Here is a 17,562-nt window from a genome sequence, read left to right as displayed (position 1 = left end):
AGAATCACCTCACTTCTTCATTCTTTTACGTTGTTTCGCCTCTTCATGCATGACTGCAGCGAAAAAGGCTTTTTCTTCTACATCCATATTCACAAATTCACTAGGGCGAATGTAATAGTTTACGAGGGCGAAGTAGGCAAGTTGTGCCTCCGCGTCCTCTTTTATTAGTTTTTTGCCTCGTCAACCTTGTCTTGGAATGTTTGGTTGATACCGCTGAGTTCGGTCACAGCTTCCAAAATCAAGGCGCTTTCGCCCCAATTGAACATGGTACCGAATAGCTCAGAAGCTCCCATTGCTCCATAAGAATCTTGCAATTCTTTATCGTTAAGGTCAGGAACCACGATAGACGCAATACAGATTTCACGGTTATACTTAACACCGTCAAAGACACGCTCTTGGCGTCCGTTACGACCAGGCTTGTTGACAAAGCAACGGTCATTGATTAAGTCCGCTTCACGAGCGCTCAACACTCGAATTTTAACTGGTTCCTCAAAAGAAGGAAGCAAGACATCCTTAGTCTCTTCCCCTTTTTTATTTTGTTTTAAAAACGCTTGTAATCCACTCACCACTATTCCCTCCTTGTGTTAGTATTTAATTTCTTGGAATTCTGATAGGATATCAAAATCTTGGAATGTGAAGTCTGTTTCTTCGTCAATGACCTCATCTGCTGATCCATCTAGTTTAAAGATAAGTGATTCTTTGAACAGAACACCTTTCAAAACGATAGTATAGCGACCTGCGCGAGATGAACGGTCTTCATTGGTACACTTGATATCGATACGAGGCAAAATACCTTGCTTGACATAGTTTAAAGCCATCGCCTTTAATTCCGGGCGGTGGTAGTACATCTTCAATGAACCTGTACCTTCTGCACCGACAATCTTACCACCCTTCATACGAGAGTTGAGAGGGGTAACATCAGCTTTTGTGTATTCAATTTTTGCTTCTAGAGAGATAAGCTCTGCTAGTTCGTACTGCTTGTCATTGATTGTAAAGAAGACCGTTCCTTCTTTAGCAGACAAAGCATCTAATTGACTCATAATAGCCATTAGCTAGTTTCTCCTTTCTTAATCACAGATAACCGTCATGTACAAGATTTCCATAGCGTCCGTCAAGACAACTGGCAAGTTAACCACAACGGATTCTTTGGTAATACCTTGTGAAATTTCAATATCTTTCGCTTTATACTCCAAAGCCTGCTTTTGAGCAAGCGGGTCAAGAACCATTGTGATGATTCGTTGTTTAAACAACTCACGACCATTCACGTTGTTTGGCACTTTACCGATGAAGTAGTTCTCAAAGATATACTTGACATTGGTGTTGATATTATCCATGGTGCGGACCAGTTTGTTCTTACCAAAGATACGGCTGTGTTCTGCCGTATAGCTAGTAAATGAGTTCACATCTGACAGGATAATAACTTTTTCATTTCGATAAGCAAAGATAAGCTGACCTTTATTGATGAGCTTTTCAGCCTCTGCTTCGTTCTTACGCTCACAGTCGATAGCGCCTGGATAAGACTTGAATGTATTAGATTGCAAGCCAGCCCCTGCGTACTTACCAGCTACGAAGTATACACAGTCCTTAGCGCTTAGTTTCGTACCATCACTTAATGTAACCCCGTTACCCACTGATACAACACCTTCGTCGTCAGCATCCGTGTAATCATTCAAGACTGCAATGACTGAACGACCAGCGTCACGCCATTTCTTGATATGAGCCGTAACAAGTGCTTTTGTGGCGCTTTCATCTGTACCAAGAGCCAAGACACGGAAGTCTTGAGTATCGAGTGCATTGAGGAAATCCTCAACTTCTGAATTAGTTGTAGCACCATCAGTACCACCTTCAAGCAAGATTGTTTTATCTTCTGTTGTTATAGTACCCGTTACATTCACGTAGTCATTCTTAAATGGCAAGGCCGTGATGATTTGTTTATCAACTTCTTTTCCAAAGAAAACGGTTGTTACCTCAAAACCGGTCTCGACTTGTTTTTTGAAGATAACATGGATATTATTACCCGCTAATCCTTTGTATTTAGCTGTAACGACCATATCATTTTCTGTTTTCGTTGCCTGTACCCCAGTGTTGTTCACACCATTATAGACAAGGACCTTACCGGTTCCTTTCAAGGCTTCACGAATTGAAAGAAGTTCATCAATCGGTTTACCAAATAGGCGACGGAAGTTGCTTGTACCATCAACAAGTGTGAAGGCACCAGGCTCTCCCCAAGATCCAGCAATCATGACTGCTGCAATCGTATTGTCTTCCAAAGGAATAATCACATCATCTCTTGACACGAAATTGATGTAGGCCTTTGGAACTCGTTTATTTTGTACTGTCCATTGTGCCATTAGTTAGCCACACCCTTTCTCCAGTCTTCTAAAATGCGTCTTACTTCTGCTAGTGAGTATGACTGGTCATCTTCCAGCAAAATGTTTAACAAAGTTGCATCATCTTCAAAATACTTGAGTAATGCCTCTTTACCAAATTTATCTTCAGTGGTTGGTACCACTGGTTCGGTTACATAACCTACTTCTTCATTCATTTCCATGAGAAGTTTCACCTATCCTTTCTAATATTTGCATTGTCGGTTCTTCTTCAACCCATCGTACGTATCGAGTGATTGTAAATGTGCAGATCAAGTCATTGGTATTGTATTCCACCTTCAAATCATTGATAGGGTACTTACCCCCTAAATAACGAAAGGAAGGCGAATTAAACACCGTTTCAATCTCTTCAAACTTTTGATACAAGTCTGTTGTTTTTTCGGTGTAGTAATGCAGCAAGACAATAAAAACCTGCTTATCGTTTTGGTTTGCCAACCGCTTCCGAGTCACAGGTTTCACATCTACAATAAAACAAGGTGTTTTCAATCCTTGCTGGATTTGTTCATCATACACCTTGCACCCAAACACATCTTTGAGTTGCTTGATGACGAGTGGTCTAATACTATAATCCACCTAGTTCCTCCTTTAGCCTCTCTTCGATTTGTTGCGTGATTTGTGGGATTTTCTGTTTAATCTGTTCTTCTGTCAGCCTCATCATGAAGCGCCCTTCTACCCAAGGATTGACCAAACGCTTACCAATTGCAGGGACATAACGCCCTACTTGTTGGCGGTGTCCGCTTTCAACGAAAGAAGCATACTCCATAGGGTTAAATGCGATAACCTCGTACACATTCCCATTTTTGCTTACTTCCATCTTCCACGATTGATTGAGCTTACCTGTTAGGCCCTTTGGTGTTCGTTCCTTAACCTCTTTCAAAAAGGCTAGGCCGATATCTTTAGCAGCCTGCATAAACTCAGAATCAATAATTGCCTGAGCTCGTTCAAGCCGTTTCAAGAACTCTTGAACATCACTATCATCATAGCCACTCATGTCGTCTTACCACAATTTCTTGATGTGTGACATAGACCATCGGGTCTTCACTGGTCAGGTACTTGATACCATCCACAATCAATTTACTACCAGCTTTGATAGTAAATTTAGGAGAACAGAAAATCTTGTGTTCTGTCTTGAGTTGGTGCGCTTCGTCCTGCTCAGTATTCACTAAGTTACGAACAGAGACACGGCAGGGAACTTTCTTGTAGATTTCTTTGAACTCTACAAAGTCAGCTCCGTTTGGTTTCGCACCCTCGACAGTAGCAAACACATCCATCTTTTTATCATAGGTCCATTCAATACTTGGTTTTGCCTGAGATAAGACATCATTGATATTCATCCTACCACCTCAACTTTCTGAACCGCTGTAGTTGACTTGTAAAGTCCAACAAGACACTTTCAGCACGTCTGGCAAGGTCTGACTTCCCCAATTCGACACGAGTATCTCCAACAGAAATATTCTTGCCTTGGACAGCTTGGTCAGGATTACAAACAACATAAACCATCTGGATAGCCACAAATCTCAATTCTAAAGGAAAATCCTCACGATTACAGTAGTTAAGAATGTTCTGCATGACTTCATCGACCACTAAATCTCCTGGATAGCCTGTATAACGTTGTTCGTACAAGTCAATCAAGGCTTGTCTAGCATCTTCGTTATGCTTTTGGATTTCTTCCGATGTTCTCTTCTCCATCAGCAGAACCTCTCTTTCTACTTATCGTCTTTAGCCAATTTCTTAGCTAATTTGTCAAGCTCTGCTAGAGCCTTATCACGTTCAGCAAGAGCTTGGTCACGTTCAGCAACTACTGCTCTGTACTCTTGAATAGTGTAAGTGCGTCCGCCTGTAGCTGGTTCAACTACAGCGTACACACCGTCACGAACTTCTACAACATCGTAGCCATCTTCCAGGAAGGTTACTTTTTCAAACTCGTCGATGTTGAGAACACGGTTATCCTTTTTTACTGTTAACATTTTCTATCCTCCTTCTTTAAGGTGCGACGACAAATGCTAGACCTTCGTGCTTAGTCTTGAATAGCAATACATCATCGTAAGATTGTTCGTAGTACAAGTAGTTACCGCTTGAAGAAGCACTTGGTTCGTCAAGTCCTACAAAGTTATATTTTTGTGGCGCTGCCATACATGGAATATGAATCAAGAAGAAATGGATTTGCTTGGCAGTTGGATCAACCTTAGCTCCATTGGTGAAATTGTACAAGGTCTTCATACGGTCAGATGGAATAGATGGTTCAATCGTAACATCGTCCAAACGACCAATAGAACGGTCAATCACTGTACCTTGACCGTGGATGTTAACTGTACGACCGAATTGCTTGATGTTCTTGATCATACGTTTAACAGTTGGCGTACAGAAAATAACACGACCTTCTGCTGGTACCCCAGCTTCGTCCATTTGTTCCATCAGTTCATCAAATGTTGCGAGGAAGTTTTCCTCAGTCAAATTCAATGACTTAATTTGTTTACTTTCTGTATCAAGTTCTTTTTTACGAGAGAACAATTTAGATACCATAAATTTATCCATTTCTGGAACTTTTTCAGTATCGTTGAATGTTTTGGTAATGTTAGCAATGGAAGTAACATAGTTAGTTTCATCAACATCTGATGGGTCTACTAGTGTTGACCAATAACGCTCATTAGTCAATGTGTATGTTTCCCATTGGTTTTCATAGTTAGCGTCAATGTTCGTAATCGTGCGACGTGTACGATCTTTACGTCCTTCTTTAATCAAAAGACGTGGTACTTTCACTTCTTTAGCGCCTGTGAACTTCAAAAGTGTGTTTGATGGAGAATTCCAAAGTTTTTGAGTGAATAACAGTCCGTTTTCACTATAACGATTTTGCAAACCTTGTTGGTAAGCCTGTGCATAGTTCAATGTTGCTGGCATATCTGTTCCTCTTTTCTATTTTTTGATTATAGATCTGACGTAAACGCATTAATCATCTGCGTTGTCAGGTCGTTAGCAACTGTTTCTTCTTGTGTTGCCCCTTGTGGCTTAGCACCAGCGATATGTGGTTCTACAGCCTTTTCTAGAGCAAATAAAAAGCCTTTAGATTCCTTCAAAGCCGTCAACTGTTCATCTAATCCAGTCACCGCTCCGTTGTCACCTAATCCCAATTTAGACTTATCTAGTAGACCAGACACTATTCCAGCGTCATGAACCTTACCACTCAAGTGCATTTCAATAGCGTGATCTAACTGCATTGTCTTGAGTTGTTGTTCGTGTTCCTTCTGTTGTGTCTTGTACTTGCTGTCCAAGTCTGAGTATTTTTGTTGTAGGTCAGCATTGCCCTCGGCGTCTTGTTTGAGCTGTTTCATGTCCTTATCACGCTCTTTCAACTGGTCTTGCAAGCCCTTAGCATTATCTTCTGCAGCAGATACCTTTGCTTGTAGGTCCTGTGTTGATTTCCCGTGTTCAGACATAACTGCTTCAACTTGTTCTTCAGTCAATCCTAACTGTTCCAAAAATTTACGATTCATTTCTTTTCCTCCTGTACGTTTGTTTAACGTGGCAACGACCACGGCATTTTGGTAAAGTAAAAAAGCCTTTTAACGCCATGCCCAGGGCGAAAGAAAACCGTACGGGATTCCATACGGTTAGAGCATAAGAAAACCGCCTCGATTTCGACGCGGTTAGGTTATTTATTTTTCAATTGTTTCAGTTTCTTTCTGTATTCAATTCCGACTTTTAGAGTTGAAATGACTGTTGAAATCACTTCAAATAATTTAATTATTACGAACAAAATTAACGCAAAAAATATAATCCAACCTAATAAAATTGATACTAAATCCCAGATAAACATGTCTTTACTCCTTTTAAAAAATAAGAAAAGCACTTAGATTTCTCTAGGTGCTTTGGTGTTTTATATTGCGTAGTCATATCCTAGATTTTCTTTTATTTGTTCGAACATTTCTAAAATATGACCAGGGGTGTTATCTTTGAATAAAAATCTAGGAGTTGTATCATCTGGAAAGCTAGTTTTTATCCACGGATATATTTCTGTATAAAACTGCATCATTTCTTTACTAGGCAACGCCATTACTTCCATGATAGAACCTCCTGTACTTTTTGTAATAGTGTATCATCGGGAGTATTATTTCCTAAAACTCCAACTTCTGCAACCAATTCATTAATATTATTTGTTTCAAATGCAAAGAGAGCATTAATGCTAATCCTATATAAATACATTGTATCAATACTATGTTGTTTTTTTACATAGGTTACCAAGTCTCTATTCAAATACGTCATCGCTTCTTCAAGACTATTATAACGCTTTTTATTTGCTTTGTAAAACGCTTTTGCAGAATCCCAATGCTTTTTGTGAGTCAACTCGTGAATAATTGCATCTTTGATATTTTTCGATGCAAAAAAACCATCCGATAAAATATCTTTGAATTCTTTCTCTGAACTAAGAGCATCACTTATAAACAAAATATCCTGCTTATAGTCATATCCAGCTAGACCAGGCAGCTTTGATTTTTTTAAAAACACAACAGTTGGTTTCGAATAATCAGGTAATTGGCGGAAAGCTTCTTGAACGTTCGCCACTGTATCTCTAATTTTCTTACCATTGTTCTGAGTCCAAAAATCAAACTCGGTTCCGCTAAGTTTTTTGGCATTCACTCGAATATCATTTCCAACAACAAAAGACTGTTGTTTTGCCATTAAATCAATTGAACTCATACCCTGATTATACACCTTTTCTCCGTCTTTCGCAAACAGTTTTTCTTTAATCGCTTCCCCTTCACGCTCCCAACCTGCAAAGATTTCGTCCAAAGAACGTTTCTCTTTTGCCATTTTTACAGGGGCGTTATTTAGTAATATATCGAGATACGGACTAATCTGTTCTGCTTCTTCTGTCCTGTCAGTCTTATCAGTCTTGCCTTTCTTATCAGACTTGACTGCTGGCCTGATGGTAGAACGGCAACGGACATGGAAAGGCGGTGCGGTTCGTCCTGGTTCATATTCCTTAACAGAATAAACCTTATGATTTTCTGACTGGCAAATCTCACTTGTACGACTATCTAAGACCGCTACGATTTCGTAGTGGTCACCACCTAATTCCTTGATAGTATCTAGCGTAGCGAGGTTATTATAAAAGGTCGTCTCGGTTCTGACAAGCGTATCTGCTCGATGGTAGGCAACTCCTGTACGTTCAGAAAGAGCCCTAGCCATTCTATCAATAGACCAGCCGCCTGTTAGGCCTTTATTCAGGACATCACTGATTGCCTTATAAGCAACTTCTTTATGAACCCAAACATTTTCAGAAAATGTTTTACCGCTCCAGTTACTAGCCATCTTATGCTTAACTGCATCGACATTTAATATTGGTTTCTCTATGATTCCGAAATGAGCCAAGTTCTTAGCTTGATGGATTTTACCTTTGATGTAGACGTCGCTCAGAGCTTCTGTGACCTTGTCATGTATGCCGTCTGGTTTACCGTATAACTCAGCCGTTAGACGCTCAATTTCGGCAAGCAAAGCCTCCTTGCGACTGATACGATGACGATAGCTCAAAGCGTCCAACAGTGGTGTCGGTGTATCAGGATTTAAGGCCATTTCACGGAACCTTTCAAGGGTTACATGCTTAAACTCTCTACGCTCTTTATCTGTCAGATATTGCTTGGCCTCTGCATGAGTCATTTTATTATCAACTGCATACCTGGCATAGAACTTCTCAATTTCAGAAACCAGCTGGTGTTTATAATCTGCTAAGGATTGACCAATCTGAGCCATATACCTATCAGCAACTATCTGAGCGTTTTGTTCCTGTTGTAAAGCTCGCTCAGTCCAATACTCATCTATCTTTTTCTTGTTCTCGGTCGTCATAATCTTCATCTACCTTTTTGAAATTGGTCTGAGAGTATGGATCTTGTCCTTGTTCCTGTTGTTCTTTCAATCGTTTCTCAACCTCTGGTTGATACCATGGATGTTGTTCACGAATGCTTAGATCGTCTAAGATACCGATTGAGTTTACACAATCTTGAATAGCTTCAGACTCATTTGAAATGATGTCACGGTTAAATACATAAGTAAATTTAGATGAATCAAACGCTACTCCTTTGTTAGCCGCATACTGTTCTACGAACCAAAGGAATTGCTTGATACCTTTTTGGAACTCATTTTCTAGCTCATTACAGTCCAAATCAAGGTCTGTATAGCGCCATTTAAGAGCTTGGCCACTTGCATTGCCTAGATTATCATCTTGGGTATCAATAGCTCGTGCAGCCTCATACAAGAACTTACGAGAGCGTTCAATATCTGCTTCAACTCCGCCAGTATCATTGTCTGCTTGTAGGGTATCTACACCACCATCACTAGAAACCTTGATAGAGCGGAACTTATTCAGATTATTCATGAACTCGCCCAAGTCTGCGCCCTGATAGTTTTTCAAAACATAAATCAGCTTTGGCATATCTGCCAACATATCAGCGTTAGTAGACATTTGAAGTTGAATATTATCAATCAGAGACTTGGTTTGGACTAAAAGACCGTCCTCATACTCGTTGTATCGGAATGGAATCAGAGGGACTTTCTCCCAAGTGTAAGGAATCCGTGTTCCATCTGCGTTGACATAATAAAAATTTCCCTTGGTCTCCTTAGACAGTGGATTGAGTTCAAGGTGTGAACCTGTCCAGATATAATCTGTGATTCCTTTTTCGTCGTAGTATTCTACAAAGGTTTTAGTCTTCTTCACTCCGCTTTCGTAGACCGCTTGATTATAGACGCGCACAAAGGCGGATAATTCCAAATGACGCTCGTCTTTCCAGAAAGGGATAATCTGTTCACTTGGGATTTTAAACAAGCGTAGACGGCCATTCTCGTCGTAATAAGGCAAGCCGTAAGCTATTCCTTTCATCACTGCTTCCTTACCAAGTGACTTAATCGTAGATAAAAGGTCCTCATCAAACACGCTATCTAAAAAATCTTGTGATTCTTCTCCCTCAAGCGAGATTGTAGGTTGTTTAGAAAACAGATAACCGACCTTCTGGTCTACCAGTTTCTTAAATAAACCTAATTCAATCCTTGAGTTCGTACGCCAGTCCACATCTACCTTCTTATTTCGAATATCCGTGCGATTTCGATAGTAGTTGTAAGCCTCTTTCATCGTGCTTACTTTCTCAGAATTTTGGTGTTCTCTTATCTCAATCTCTAGTATTTCATTTTGGGTTGTATTCTTAATCAACAACCGCCTGATTAACCATTTAAACCAATTACTCAACATTTCTCCTTCTCCTACCAGAATGATATTCCTGGCTGTCTCATATCGTCTTCAAACGCATATCTAGTTGCGTCGATTGTGTGGTCGTTTACTTCCTCTAATTTAGGCTTAGGATTTCCATCACGGTCAACGGCGTAGTCGGCGCTTTCAAACTCTCTTGCAATGTTAGGTGTACGTTCTGGATCTATCACAATAGCATCCAAATCATCCAACCAGCGTTCTCCATACTCACGACTATCAGGACCTTTCTTAGCACCTTGGACAAGTGGAATATTCAGCTGCAGTTTTAATTCATCAATTGACTTAGGTTCTGCGCTATCACAGGTTATCATCTGAGATTGATAGCCTTTCTCACGGATTCTTTCAGCTAATTCACGGTTGCTAATCTTTACGCCGTAAATCTCATCGATAGCGTAGATAACACGTTTCTTTTTGTCATAATGCCATCTTACAAAAGCCAGAGGATCGTTAGCATATCCAAAGTCATTCCCTTGCCGAATGTTATCAAACCTTGCTATCTCCTCATCTGTAATCTTGCGGAATACCAGATTTTCAAAAGGTGCTACACCCGAACCGATAGCCTCGCCCAAATACTCCCAACGGTAACGCTTCTCTGAACGCTCTCTCGTAGCCTCTGCTTCTTCTATAAAGGCTTGGGATATATATGGGTTATCCAAGTAAGTTGAATGGTGTACGTGGGTATTAGGAGGCTGTATGACGCTTTCATATTTCTTATTTACCCAAGACTGTTTTCTTTTCGGAGGATTGTAAGAGTAGAAGAACTTATAAAAAAGACCATCAGCCAATTCTCCACGTAGGAGTGAGTTGGTGATTGTCTTTACTTCATCTTCAGTTTTAAACTCAGCAAGCTCCTCAATCCAGCCGATTGCGAATGGAAAACGGCTGTCTTTCAAGGATTTGATACGCTCTGGATCTTGTGCACCACGGAAGATAATATAATTCCCTCTTGGGATATAGGTTATCTTCAAAGGGGATTTATTAATCTTAAATAAATGACTAACCCCTTGCTCACTAATCGCCCATTTCAATTGCTCGTAGACCGATTGTTCTAGCGTATTATCTGTCTTACGAATACACACGGCATTGACTGGATAGCGCATAATCAGTTGAATGATAGTATGCCCTAGGTCGCTTGACTTACCAGAACCGCGCCCGCCTTTTTCAACTACATGTAAGATTTTAGGGTCGAATGCTGCACGCCACATGGGATAAAAAGCCTTAGGAATAAACTCGCTCATTCTACGCTTCATCGCCAACTCCTATATCATCAACAAATTGAACAGCCGAAGACATCTCGATTTCTTTTCTCTCTAAATAAGCCCCGTTCACTCTGAATATGTGGTCTAGAGACCGCTGTCTTTCTTCAATCGTTGGAGTAAATTCATAAGTCGTTTCCGATACCTCCACACCTTCAGCAGTCTTTACAGTTTTTTTAGAATACCCTTGTTGAGTTTCCCCTCTAGCGATACTAGCAGAGATTGCCAAGGCTTCTGCGATTGACATCGAACGTTCGTCAAAAAGTTCTTCAGTACGTTTTTTAATGTATTCAGAAATGTCAACTTTTGTCAACAATCTTTGTCCTATAGACCTCGCTGTTTTTTCAGAATACCCTGCTCTTATTGCAGATTGTGTTGCGTTTCTACTGATGATGTACTCATCAGCGAAGTGTTTCTGTTTATTGTTCATTTTCCATCACCACCTTTCAAACAATAAAAAAAGCCACACGATGTGCGACCTTTCTGCAAGTAGACTACAGACTTGCGTGTTAATTAGTAATCGATTTGAAAGTTTTCCTTTTTTTATTTTTTTTGTAGTCATTTAAAACCTCTGAGGGAATCAAACCCTCTAGCTTATAACTTATCCGGAATATAATTAGCTACGCAATCATGCGAGGTTCGGTCGCTACTGCCGACCTTCTAATAAGTTAATGAGTGATATATGAATGCTAAGCCTACTGCCTACCCCATTCTGGGACACAAACACTCAAACGGCGATGCCCGGAATCGAACCGAAGGAAACATAGGAGAGAAACCACTTACCTGTCACCGCCAAAACGAGACCGAAGCCTCGGAAAAATATAATAAAGTATAAAGGAGACGTCAATGAACGAAATAGAGGGAAGGACTCGAACCCTCAATGCCCTTTACGACACCCTGATTTCAGGTAACCATCTACCAAATTCTGAGACCTCTCTTTTCAATTCTTGACACTACCATTCTAACAGATTTTTAGAACCGTGCTGTTCCAAAAAGTCCCATACGATCACTATGAGGTTAGATGACTTCTTCCAAAGCTAAGACCGCCTCATTTTTTAACCTGTAATAGGTTGTACGACTCATCTTCAAATCATAACAAACGCTATCAGCGGTGCCTTTGTTGATGTAAGTCATTCTTAATACCGCCCTGTGCTTGGGATTTTTAAGACTGTTGATCATTCGACCTAATTCAAGTTTTCTGTTAATAACCTCTTTAGTATCCTGCTCTATAGCCTCTTTCATCACTACCAACTGAGTATAGATATCATCAACTTTTCTAGTCTGTCCACCTTGGACTTTGACACCTGACCACTTAGGACTTGAGAGCAAACCTGCCTCAAGCTCATTGATTTCATCTATACGGCTTTGGATGTCCATGTCAAGGTCTTGTAATTCTTTCAATAGCTCTTTAGCCTTGTTCACTCTCTGTCTCCTTTGTGATATAATAATATTATTGAGATTATAGCTGAGGCAGAGAGTGCCTTGGCTTTTTTATTTTATTCTTTATTCGTGATCACACTACCTGCGCCGTTAACAGTGACCCAGCCATGCTTCTCTCTGGCTTCTGCTTCTTTCATCCGGATAAGATTATCTGTGATTGAGTCTGACTTAGCTTTGTTGGCCTTGGCTTCACCTTCTGCTTTGATGATACCTGCGTCTGCTTCGGCTTGAGCTTGAACTTTTTTAGTATCAGCTTCAACTTTAGCCTTTTCCTGTTCTTGTTTAGCTGTGTCGATTTCTTTTTGTTTGACCGATTCATTTTTGATTGCTGCTTCAATCTCATCTCCTGCATCTTGGTCTGTGATGGTAAAGGAAACAAACTCAAGATCGTAAGACTCAAATTTTTCTTTAAGAGCCTTATCAATCGCCTCATAGACTTCAGTACGCTTGTCACCCAGAATATCATAGATATCGTAATTTCCCGTTACAGATTCAATAGCACGCTGAACAGCAGGAGATACTACACTATTATTCACGTTTTCTAAATCTGTGTAATTAGAGAAGACCGTCATAGCCTTTTCTTTATTGACTCGATATTTCACATCAATATTGGTATTGAGCCACTGACCATCTTTAGTTTGAGTAGTGATTTTTTCCATCGTCTTAGTTTGAACAGATGTCGATAAGGTGTATACTTTGTCAATAAATGGCATTTTTAGATGATATCCTGTTTGCAGAGTATTTTCTTGCACACCTCCAATTGCACTAACCTTTACACCGACTGTGTTAGCTGGGATACGTTTCACAGCCGTGAGACGAAAAATCCCAAGTGAAGCAACAGCTGCAACTGTAATGATACCGCCCTTAGCAAGTTTTGTAAGTGTCGTTTTTCCTGTTTCGTGATTGTATTGTGTAAACATTGTTTTTACTCCTTTTTTAAATTATTTTCCCATCAAAAACTAGTGTTATTGTACCTGTACCATCTTTGTGTTTAGATATTAAAGCCCGACAATCTGAGCCTAATTCAATACCCTCAACTGTGATACTGCGCTTTATCCTGTCAACATTGATGATTGTTCCCATTAATGTTTTAATTCTCATGCTCCATCTCCTCGATAAGCCAGTCAAGGTTCTTTCTGGCTTTCTTCAGGTCTTCAAGACCGTTTTTCTTCTGAAATCGCAGTTGATACTTCAAGGCATTTCCAAGATAAAAGCCTTTCAGCTGTTCTGGTGTCATGAAATTCCTTAAAGCATCGATAGATTCCATGCCAAATCTTCCTTGGTAGTGGCTTGGTTTGTTTACGTTGTCAATTATTTCTGGGTACATTTGATAGCCTCCCCAAGTTCTAAGATTATTCGGTTCCATTCTTCTGTTGTTGTTTCTCTAAAATCAAACTGAGACATCATTTCAGCTCTTTTGAATAATGTCCTCTTAAAGAATGAAGCTTTTTTGGAAAAATCCATATCATCTGTTTTAAATTCGGTTATGATTTTCTTTCCATAACCCTCTAGCTCTACATGGACTCTTGTTTTTCCATAGAGATTTAGAGGATCCGTCCAAACACTTCCTTTCAAGTCTGATTCATCGACTTTTTTAAGCATTAACGATATTTTCTTAGCTTCACTCTCTTTTTTAGCTCCACTGAAAGGGTATCTTTTCGGTCTCATCCCTTATCCTCCAAAAGCTCTGGTGTTTCAAATCTATTTCCAATAACGTAGCTTTCTTTTAGCGTTTTTGGTTCGAATGGACTTATCCTATCTGGGTCAGCAGCGTTGATGCACTCGACATAAAATCCTAGGCCGTCGTACACTACACCTAACGTATGCCCATTACTCTTCGATGACTCAATGTATTCATAGCTTCCGAATTTTACAACCATTCTAATTCCCTGAATTTCCAGGATATCCCCCTCAAAGATTTCCTTGCCGTTCTTGTCAACCAATCCTGTTGATTGCATGAGATATTCATCATCAATCGACCATCCTTTTAAATTGTTGCAGGTAAGCTTTTTGCTATCGTTCGCATAGACATTACCATTCCAGATAATCAATTCATCATTAGTAAACATCTTTTGTTCATGTTTATCCCACGCTCTATATCTTGGTGTCATGTTAAATCCTCCTAAGCATTAACAACTGGAAAATGAATATCACCAATCACTAAAGAGCCTACGCTGTAATAATAGCCATTATGCTCTGCTTCACAATTGGCAATAGCTACAGGGTTCTGATTATGGAAGATAGTTACTTTGTTTTTATAACCAGTTCCCCAATGGTCAGGGATTTCTTCCGGTTCTCCAATTTCAACATTAGTAATCACAGCATCAAGTGATACATCTTGGAACTCCCCACCTGCTGAGGCACAGCAATCACTTTCAGACATTTCAATAGTGACCTTTGTGCCGTCTTCAAGCAGCAAAAAGTCCTTATCCCATTTCACAATACGCTTAAAGAGCAACAATTCTTTAAGCTCTTCCAACGACCCGTACCTTGCATTTTTCCAATCAGGCGCATAATAGTCTGGTAGTTTAATAGTTTCTGTCATAGCAACACCTCATCCCCTACTCTAATCTTCTCATACTGCTCTCTAGTGACTACGAAAATCCCATAATCTCTGATAGTCACTGTATACAACTTGCCATGTCGTCCTTTTTCGACGACCTTACCAAATATCTCAGCGCCTGCATTATCAGCCTTGTAGATAACCATCGGGTGCTTTTCTTCTATTTTTTTAATGTGGATACTCTGCCAGATATTCAATCCAGCAGACAATAATATCCAGATTGCGATAAATCGTTTCATGTCTCCTCCTCAAAATAAAATTTGCCATCAAAAGGCTTGATTTCAATGATTCCATAATCTAACCCAAGTCTTGCTATAAATGGCTTGCTGATTCTTTCGTGCAAGGTAGACATCTGCTCTCTGAATTCATCTAACAGAAGAGTAGATTTGTAGAAATTACATTGATAGCAAGCTGGCATATAATTATCAAAACTATCTTCCCCTCCTAAATAGTGAGGGTGTAAATGATCCACTCTCAAAGTTTTCAGGTCCAAAACCTTACCGCAATACGCACAGTGCCCACCGTACTTGTCTAAAACTTTTTGTCTAGTGGCTTTAGATATGCTTTTTCGTTTCAATCTGTGACCTCCTTACTTTTTTGAATTCTTTCGTTTAAAGACTGGGTTATGTCTCTCTTTTTCCTTCTGCTTGTGGTAATTATTGTCTTTATCAAAAACAGAGTTTTCATCTCTCATAATTTTTTTCACAACATATGGATTCATTACCTCTTTTTCCTTTTTCTTTGGTTTTACATTTATTTCTAGAAAGAAAGATTGATTTGGAATTTCAAGCGCGAAAGTTGTTATATTGTTATCAGGAGAGTTTAAAAGATTACCAATTTCAAGAATAAGCTCAGTAATACTACTTCCAAGTGTTAATGCCATCACTCCACCTCCCCAATAATATCCAACTCCTTCAATAATTTATCTACCGAATCTTTAGTGATAGAAATATGACGCTCTCCGGCACTATAAGGTGTCCGTAGAAATAAGATGTTAGGACCTAGACAGATGCGACTAATATCTTCTATATTGATGAGTTCGTTTTCGACAATCCCTCTGTAACAAGATTGGATTTGAATAAATTTTGCCATTTATTCAACCTCCTCAATCTCAATCCCTGGGCAATCGAACACCCAACCGAAGCCTGCTTCTTCTAGTTGTTTGCGGGTGAATTTAGTTCTAAAAGGATGCCACTCACCGCACCAAAATATTTTGCCATCTTTTTCGCACAAAAATTGAGCGTGGTTCATGTAATTTCTAGCTTTTGGCATAGAAATCCGATAACGCTTCTCTTTCTCGACCTCGTAGCCGAATTGGTGCATGTTGACGAGGGTTTGAATAGGTGTATTATCTACGTCGTTTAACCAAAAAGCGAACTTACTATCAATCTTTCCCAACTCGCTTTTTGAAGATAACCAATCCCACACATTGTACTCAAATTCGTCTTTGTGTTCCTCATACCAATCCGCCACAAACTTCTTAACTTTGACTTTTCGGGGTTCTTCTAGTAGCTTTAAATCTTCTATAAAAATTTGACGAGCTAATTCTGCTCTTTTAGCATTCCACTTTCCCTCATAGCTTTTATACTTCTCAATCAATTCCTGTTTATTCATCTTCCAATTTCTCAACTTTCTTAATTCTTTATTCCTTTTCTTCAACAAATCGCGCTCCAGCGCCCTAATTCGTCTCTTGCTCGAATCGCACGACTTCGAATACTCGATTATCTTCTCTTCGTTTTGCTCGATTGTGCGTAGATAACCTTTTATCAATTCTTGCTTATCAAATCCCATCAACTATCCTCTGCAATATCTCGTGATATTCGTAAATCTCCAGTTCAATCCTGTAATTCTTATTTCCAGACTTACCACCGTGCATGAACTCAGTCGATACTATCACATTGTAATTATCATCAGTCCAAATCTTTGCGTCCGTCAGGCCATCAAACAAAGCCTTGCTTGTAGGCGACCAGTTCGGCGGATCATACTTCCTATTCGTCGGAGGATATATCCGAACCTTAACCTTGCAAGGTTTATCCTCGCTGTAAGGCAACCCAAAGTAATCTCTCAGTACATTGTTGCCCTCGTATTCGGCCAACTGCCGTAAGAACTTAGTGATTTTAGCCTTTTGATGAAAGTGCGGTCTGTCGTTTGCGTTGATCATCTGTTTCCTGTTCAACTCAAATTTCAAAATCAATCGTTCTTTCATCAATACCCCTCAAGCGTCGCTTCGATTAGTTCCATACACACTTCACGAATTGCCACACGGTCATCGTGATTAGGATTTTCAGATTTCACTCTAAGTAATGCTGAATAGACTTCTTCATAGATTGACCGCTTTGGCATACCTTCTGGTTCATATCCCAGTAGATAACCTACGTTTACTCCAAAATAGTCAGCCAGTTGTTGGGCTTTATCTGGTTTGATTTGGCTTTCTTCATTTTCCCATTTTTGGTACCCTCTCCGAGTTACGCCCATAGCTTTAGCGACTACCTCTTGTGTATCGCCTTTTTCTTTCCTCAACTCTCTCAGTTTATTCATCCAAACACCTTATTCAGTTCCATAATCTCCTCATTGTTTCTATACGGATCATACGCTAACCGTCCAAAACCACGCTCGTCAATTGCTTCTGGATCATCATCAATGTACCTTAGAAACAAAACC

The 17,562-nt window shown here is 39.8% G+C and carries 30 protein-coding genes; all 30 read right to left on the bottom strand.

Features of this window, described 5'->3' with window-relative positions; genetic code table 11:
• Positions 1-164: 164 nt before the first annotated feature.
• Positions 165-566 (bottom strand): phage tail assembly chaperone, encoded by a 402-nt coding sequence (locus B7698_RS08785; RefSeq protein WP_049500668.1) that lies wholly within the window; start codon positions 564-566, stop codon positions 165-167.
• An 18-nt stretch (positions 567-584) separates the two neighbouring features.
• Positions 585-1,049: a phage tail tube protein gene (locus tag B7698_RS08780; protein WP_084865347.1), complete on the bottom strand. Its 465-nt coding sequence runs from the start codon at positions 1,047-1,049 to the stop codon at positions 585-587.
• Positions 1,050-1,067: 18 nt separating this feature from the next.
• On the bottom strand, positions 1,068-2,351 hold the full coding sequence (locus tag B7698_RS08775) for a phage tail sheath subtilisin-like domain-containing protein (RefSeq protein WP_084865345.1): 1,284 nt from the start codon (positions 2,349-2,351) through the stop codon (positions 1,068-1,070).
• Entirely contained in the window at positions 2,351-2,551 is a 201-nt protein-coding gene (locus B7698_RS08770; protein ID WP_049542699.1) for a hypothetical protein, read from the bottom strand. Before B7698_RS08770 ends, B7698_RS08775 begins: the two co-directional genes overlap by 1 nt.
• Positions 2,538-2,960 (bottom strand): phage tail terminator family protein, encoded by a 423-nt coding sequence (locus B7698_RS08765; RefSeq protein ID WP_084865343.1) that lies wholly within the window; start codon positions 2,958-2,960, stop codon positions 2,538-2,540. The genes B7698_RS08770 and B7698_RS08765 overlap by 14 nt, the downstream gene beginning before the upstream one ends.
• Positions 2,950-3,378 carry an HK97 gp10 family phage protein gene (locus B7698_RS08760; protein ID WP_050253783.1) on the bottom strand — a complete coding sequence of 143 codons (429 nt, stop codon included), beginning with the start codon at positions 3,376-3,378 and terminating at the stop codon, positions 2,950-2,952. Before B7698_RS08760 ends, B7698_RS08765 begins: the two co-directional genes overlap by 11 nt.
• On the bottom strand, positions 3,365-3,721 hold the full coding sequence (locus tag B7698_RS08755; protein ID WP_084865341.1) for a hypothetical protein: 357 nt from the start codon (positions 3,719-3,721) through the stop codon (positions 3,365-3,367). Before B7698_RS08755 ends, B7698_RS08760 begins: the two co-directional genes overlap by 14 nt.
• Before the next feature lies 1 nt (position 3,722).
• Positions 3,723-4,076, bottom strand: a complete 354-nt coding sequence (locus B7698_RS08750; protein ID WP_084865339.1) for a hypothetical protein — start codon at positions 4,074-4,076, stop codon at positions 3,723-3,725.
• 17 nt (positions 4,077-4,093) lie between these two features.
• Positions 4,094-4,354, bottom strand: a complete 261-nt coding sequence (locus tag B7698_RS08745) for a hypothetical protein (RefSeq protein ID WP_084865338.1) — start codon at positions 4,352-4,354, stop codon at positions 4,094-4,096.
• Positions 4,355-4,370: 16 nt separating this feature from the next.
• On the bottom strand, positions 4,371-5,285 hold the full coding sequence (locus B7698_RS08740) for a capsid protein (protein ID WP_084865336.1): 915 nt from the start codon (positions 5,283-5,285) through the stop codon (positions 4,371-4,373).
• Positions 5,286-5,311: 26 nt separating this feature from the next.
• Positions 5,312-5,878 (bottom strand): phage scaffolding protein, encoded by a 567-nt coding sequence (locus B7698_RS08735; protein WP_084865335.1) that lies wholly within the window; start codon positions 5,876-5,878, stop codon positions 5,312-5,314.
• Between the two features lie 383 nt (positions 5,879-6,261).
• Positions 6,262-6,447 (bottom strand): hypothetical protein, encoded by a 186-nt coding sequence (locus B7698_RS08725; RefSeq protein WP_070527642.1) that lies wholly within the window; start codon positions 6,445-6,447, stop codon positions 6,262-6,264.
• The gene (locus B7698_RS10280) at positions 6,438-8,228 is read right to left on the bottom strand and encodes a minor capsid protein (RefSeq protein ID WP_192855132.1); all 1,791 of its coding nucleotides are present in this window, start codon (positions 8,226-8,228) and stop codon (positions 6,438-6,440) included. Before B7698_RS10280 ends, B7698_RS08725 begins: the two co-directional genes overlap by 10 nt.
• Positions 8,197-9,624 carry a phage portal protein gene (locus B7698_RS08715; protein WP_084865331.1) on the bottom strand — a complete coding sequence of 476 codons (1,428 nt, stop codon included), beginning with the start codon at positions 9,622-9,624 and terminating at the stop codon, positions 8,197-8,199. The genes B7698_RS10280 and B7698_RS08715 overlap by 32 nt, the downstream gene beginning before the upstream one ends.
• Before the next feature lie 11 nt (positions 9,625-9,635).
• Positions 9,636-10,892, bottom strand: a complete 1,257-nt coding sequence (locus B7698_RS08710; RefSeq protein ID WP_084865329.1) for a PBSX family phage terminase large subunit — start codon at positions 10,890-10,892, stop codon at positions 9,636-9,638.
• Entirely contained in the window at positions 10,882-11,328 is a 447-nt protein-coding gene (locus B7698_RS08705) for a terminase small subunit (protein ID WP_084865327.1), read from the bottom strand. Before B7698_RS08705 ends, B7698_RS08710 begins: the two co-directional genes overlap by 11 nt.
• A 587-nt stretch (positions 11,329-11,915) precedes the next feature.
• On the bottom strand, positions 11,916-12,320 hold the full coding sequence (locus B7698_RS08700) for a DUF1492 domain-containing protein (protein WP_084865325.1): 405 nt from the start codon (positions 12,318-12,320) through the stop codon (positions 11,916-11,918).
• A gap of 74 nt (positions 12,321-12,394) precedes the next feature.
• Positions 12,395-13,258, bottom strand: coding sequence for an SPFH domain-containing protein (locus B7698_RS08695; protein WP_000495101.1), 864 nt, complete (start codon positions 13,256-13,258; stop codon positions 12,395-12,397).
• Positions 13,259-13,274: 16 nt separating this feature from the next.
• Positions 13,275-13,439 (bottom strand): hypothetical protein, encoded by a 165-nt coding sequence (locus B7698_RS10275; RefSeq protein WP_192855131.1) that lies wholly within the window; start codon positions 13,437-13,439, stop codon positions 13,275-13,277.
• The gene (locus B7698_RS08690; RefSeq protein ID WP_084865324.1) at positions 13,429-13,665 is read right to left on the bottom strand and encodes a DUF3310 domain-containing protein; all 237 of its coding nucleotides are present in this window, start codon (positions 13,663-13,665) and stop codon (positions 13,429-13,431) included. The genes B7698_RS10275 and B7698_RS08690 overlap by 11 nt, the downstream gene beginning before the upstream one ends.
• Positions 13,650-14,006, bottom strand: coding sequence for a hypothetical protein (locus B7698_RS08685; protein WP_084865322.1), 357 nt, complete (start codon positions 14,004-14,006; stop codon positions 13,650-13,652). The genes B7698_RS08690 and B7698_RS08685 overlap by 16 nt, the downstream gene beginning before the upstream one ends.
• A complete protein-coding gene (locus tag B7698_RS08680) occupies positions 14,003-14,449 on the bottom strand; it encodes a YopX family protein (protein ID WP_084865320.1) in 447 nt (148 codons plus the stop codon). The genes B7698_RS08685 and B7698_RS08680 overlap by 4 nt, the downstream gene beginning before the upstream one ends.
• Positions 14,450-14,460: 11 nt before the next feature.
• Entirely contained in the window at positions 14,461-14,883 is a 423-nt protein-coding gene (locus B7698_RS08675) for a DUF7448 domain-containing protein (RefSeq protein ID WP_084865317.1), read from the bottom strand.
• The gene (locus B7698_RS08670) at positions 14,880-15,140 is read right to left on the bottom strand and encodes a DUF1372 family protein (RefSeq protein ID WP_084865316.1); all 261 of its coding nucleotides are present in this window, start codon (positions 15,138-15,140) and stop codon (positions 14,880-14,882) included. The genes B7698_RS08675 and B7698_RS08670 overlap by 4 nt, the downstream gene beginning before the upstream one ends.
• The gene (locus B7698_RS08665) at positions 15,137-15,478 is read right to left on the bottom strand and encodes an HNH endonuclease (RefSeq protein ID WP_084865314.1); all 342 of its coding nucleotides are present in this window, start codon (positions 15,476-15,478) and stop codon (positions 15,137-15,139) included. The genes B7698_RS08670 and B7698_RS08665 overlap by 4 nt, the downstream gene beginning before the upstream one ends.
• Before the next feature lie 12 nt (positions 15,479-15,490).
• Complete coding sequence (locus B7698_RS08660; RefSeq protein ID WP_084865312.1) at positions 15,491-15,784, bottom strand: hypothetical protein; 294 nt, start codon at positions 15,782-15,784, stop codon at positions 15,491-15,493.
• Entirely contained in the window at positions 15,784-15,993 is a 210-nt protein-coding gene (locus B7698_RS08655; protein ID WP_084865310.1) for a hypothetical protein, read from the bottom strand. The genes B7698_RS08660 and B7698_RS08655 overlap by 1 nt, the downstream gene beginning before the upstream one ends.
• Entirely contained in the window at positions 15,994-16,515 is a 522-nt protein-coding gene (locus B7698_RS08650; protein WP_142358063.1) for a DUF1642 domain-containing protein, read from the bottom strand. It lies immediately after the preceding gene.
• Between the two features lie 166 nt (positions 16,516-16,681).
• On the bottom strand, positions 16,682-17,107 hold the full coding sequence (locus B7698_RS08645; protein ID WP_084865306.1) for a RusA family crossover junction endodeoxyribonuclease: 426 nt from the start codon (positions 17,105-17,107) through the stop codon (positions 16,682-16,684).
• The gene (locus tag B7698_RS10500; protein WP_084865304.1) at positions 17,107-17,439 is read right to left on the bottom strand and encodes a helix-turn-helix domain-containing protein; all 333 of its coding nucleotides are present in this window, start codon (positions 17,437-17,439) and stop codon (positions 17,107-17,109) included. The genes B7698_RS08645 and B7698_RS10500 overlap by 1 nt, the downstream gene beginning before the upstream one ends.
• Positions 17,440-17,562 lie beyond the last annotated feature (123 nt).

It is taken from the genome of Streptococcus mitis (assembly GCF_002096855.1).
Lineage (GTDB): Bacteria > Bacillota > Bacilli > Lactobacillales > Streptococcaceae > Streptococcus > Streptococcus mitis_Y.
This window is presented reverse-complemented; position numbering and strand designations above follow the sequence as displayed.

Excerpts from the sequence above, each read along its gene's own strand:
- B7698_RS08780 (WP_084865347.1), bottom strand. The coding sequence starts at position 1,049 with ATGGCTATTATGAGTCAATTAGATGCTTTGTCTGCTAAAGAAGGAACG.
- B7698_RS08775 (WP_084865345.1), bottom strand. The coding sequence starts at position 2,351 with ATGGCACAATGGACAGTACAAAATAAACGAGTTCCAAAGGCCTACATC.
- B7698_RS08770 (WP_049542699.1), bottom strand. The coding sequence starts at position 2,551 with ATGGAAATGAATGAAGAAGTAGGTTATGTAACCGAACCAGTGGTACCA.
- B7698_RS08760 (WP_050253783.1), bottom strand. The coding sequence starts at position 3,378 with ATGAGTGGCTATGATGATAGTGATGTTCAAGAGTTCTTGAAACGGCTT.
- B7698_RS08755 (WP_084865341.1), bottom strand. The coding sequence starts at position 3,721 with ATGAATATCAATGATGTCTTATCTCAGGCAAAACCAAGTATTGAATGG.
- B7698_RS08750 (WP_084865339.1), bottom strand. The coding sequence starts at position 4,076 with ATGGAGAAGAGAACATCGGAAGAAATCCAAAAGCATAACGAAGATGCT.
- B7698_RS08745 (WP_084865338.1), bottom strand. The coding sequence starts at position 4,354 with ATGTTAACAGTAAAAAAGGATAACCGTGTTCTCAACATCGACGAGTTT.
- B7698_RS08740 (WP_084865336.1), bottom strand. The coding sequence starts at position 5,285 with ATGCCAGCAACATTGAACTATGCACAGGCTTACCAACAAGGTTTGCAA.
- B7698_RS08735 (WP_084865335.1), bottom strand. The coding sequence starts at position 5,878 with ATGAATCGTAAATTTTTGGAACAGTTAGGATTGACTGAAGAACAAGTT.
- B7698_RS08725 (WP_070527642.1), bottom strand. The coding sequence starts at position 6,447 with ATGGAAGTAATGGCGTTGCCTAGTAAAGAAATGATGCAGTTTTATACA.
- B7698_RS10280 (WP_192855132.1), bottom strand. The coding sequence starts at position 8,228 with ATGACGACCGAGAACAAGAAAAAGATAGATGAGTATTGGACTGAGCGA.
- B7698_RS08715 (WP_084865331.1), bottom strand. The coding sequence starts at position 9,624 with ATGTTGAGTAATTGGTTTAAATGGTTAATCAGGCGGTTGTTGATTAAG.
- B7698_RS08710 (WP_084865329.1), bottom strand. The coding sequence starts at position 10,892 with ATGAAGCGTAGAATGAGCGAGTTTATTCCTAAGGCTTTTTATCCCATG.
- B7698_RS08705 (WP_084865327.1), bottom strand. The coding sequence starts at position 11,328 with ATGAACAATAAACAGAAACACTTCGCTGATGAGTACATCATCAGTAGA.
- B7698_RS08695 (WP_000495101.1), bottom strand. The coding sequence starts at position 13,258 with ATGTTTACACAATACAATCACGAAACAGGAAAAACGACACTTACAAAA.
- B7698_RS10275 (WP_192855131.1), bottom strand. The coding sequence starts at position 13,439 with ATGAGAATTAAAACATTAATGGGAACAATCATCAATGTTGACAGGATA.
- B7698_RS08690 (WP_084865324.1), bottom strand. The coding sequence starts at position 13,665 with ATGTACCCAGAAATAATTGACAACGTAAACAAACCAAGCCACTACCAA.
- B7698_RS08685 (WP_084865322.1), bottom strand. The coding sequence starts at position 14,006 with ATGAGACCGAAAAGATACCCTTTCAGTGGAGCTAAAAAAGAGAGTGAA.
- B7698_RS08680 (WP_084865320.1), bottom strand. The coding sequence starts at position 14,449 with ATGACACCAAGATATAGAGCGTGGGATAAACATGAACAAAAGATGTTT.
- B7698_RS08675 (WP_084865317.1), bottom strand. The coding sequence starts at position 14,883 with ATGACAGAAACTATTAAACTACCAGACTATTATGCGCCTGATTGGAAA.
- B7698_RS08670 (WP_084865316.1), bottom strand. The coding sequence starts at position 15,140 with ATGAAACGATTTATCGCAATCTGGATATTATTGTCTGCTGGATTGAAT.
- B7698_RS08660 (WP_084865312.1), bottom strand. The coding sequence starts at position 15,784 with ATGGCATTAACACTTGGAAGTAGTATTACTGAGCTTATTCTTGAAATT.
- B7698_RS08655 (WP_084865310.1), bottom strand. The coding sequence starts at position 15,993 with ATGGCAAAATTTATTCAAATCCAATCTTGTTACAGAGGGATTGTCGAA.
- B7698_RS08650 (WP_142358063.1), bottom strand. The coding sequence starts at position 16,515 with ATGAATAAACAGGAATTGATTGAGAAGTATAAAAGCTATGAGGGAAAG.
- B7698_RS08645 (WP_084865306.1), bottom strand. The coding sequence starts at position 17,107 with ATGAAAGAACGATTGATTTTGAAATTTGAGTTGAACAGGAAACAGATG.
- B7698_RS10500 (WP_084865304.1), bottom strand. The coding sequence starts at position 17,439 with ATGAATAAACTGAGAGAGTTGAGGAAAGAAAAAGGCGATACACAAGAG.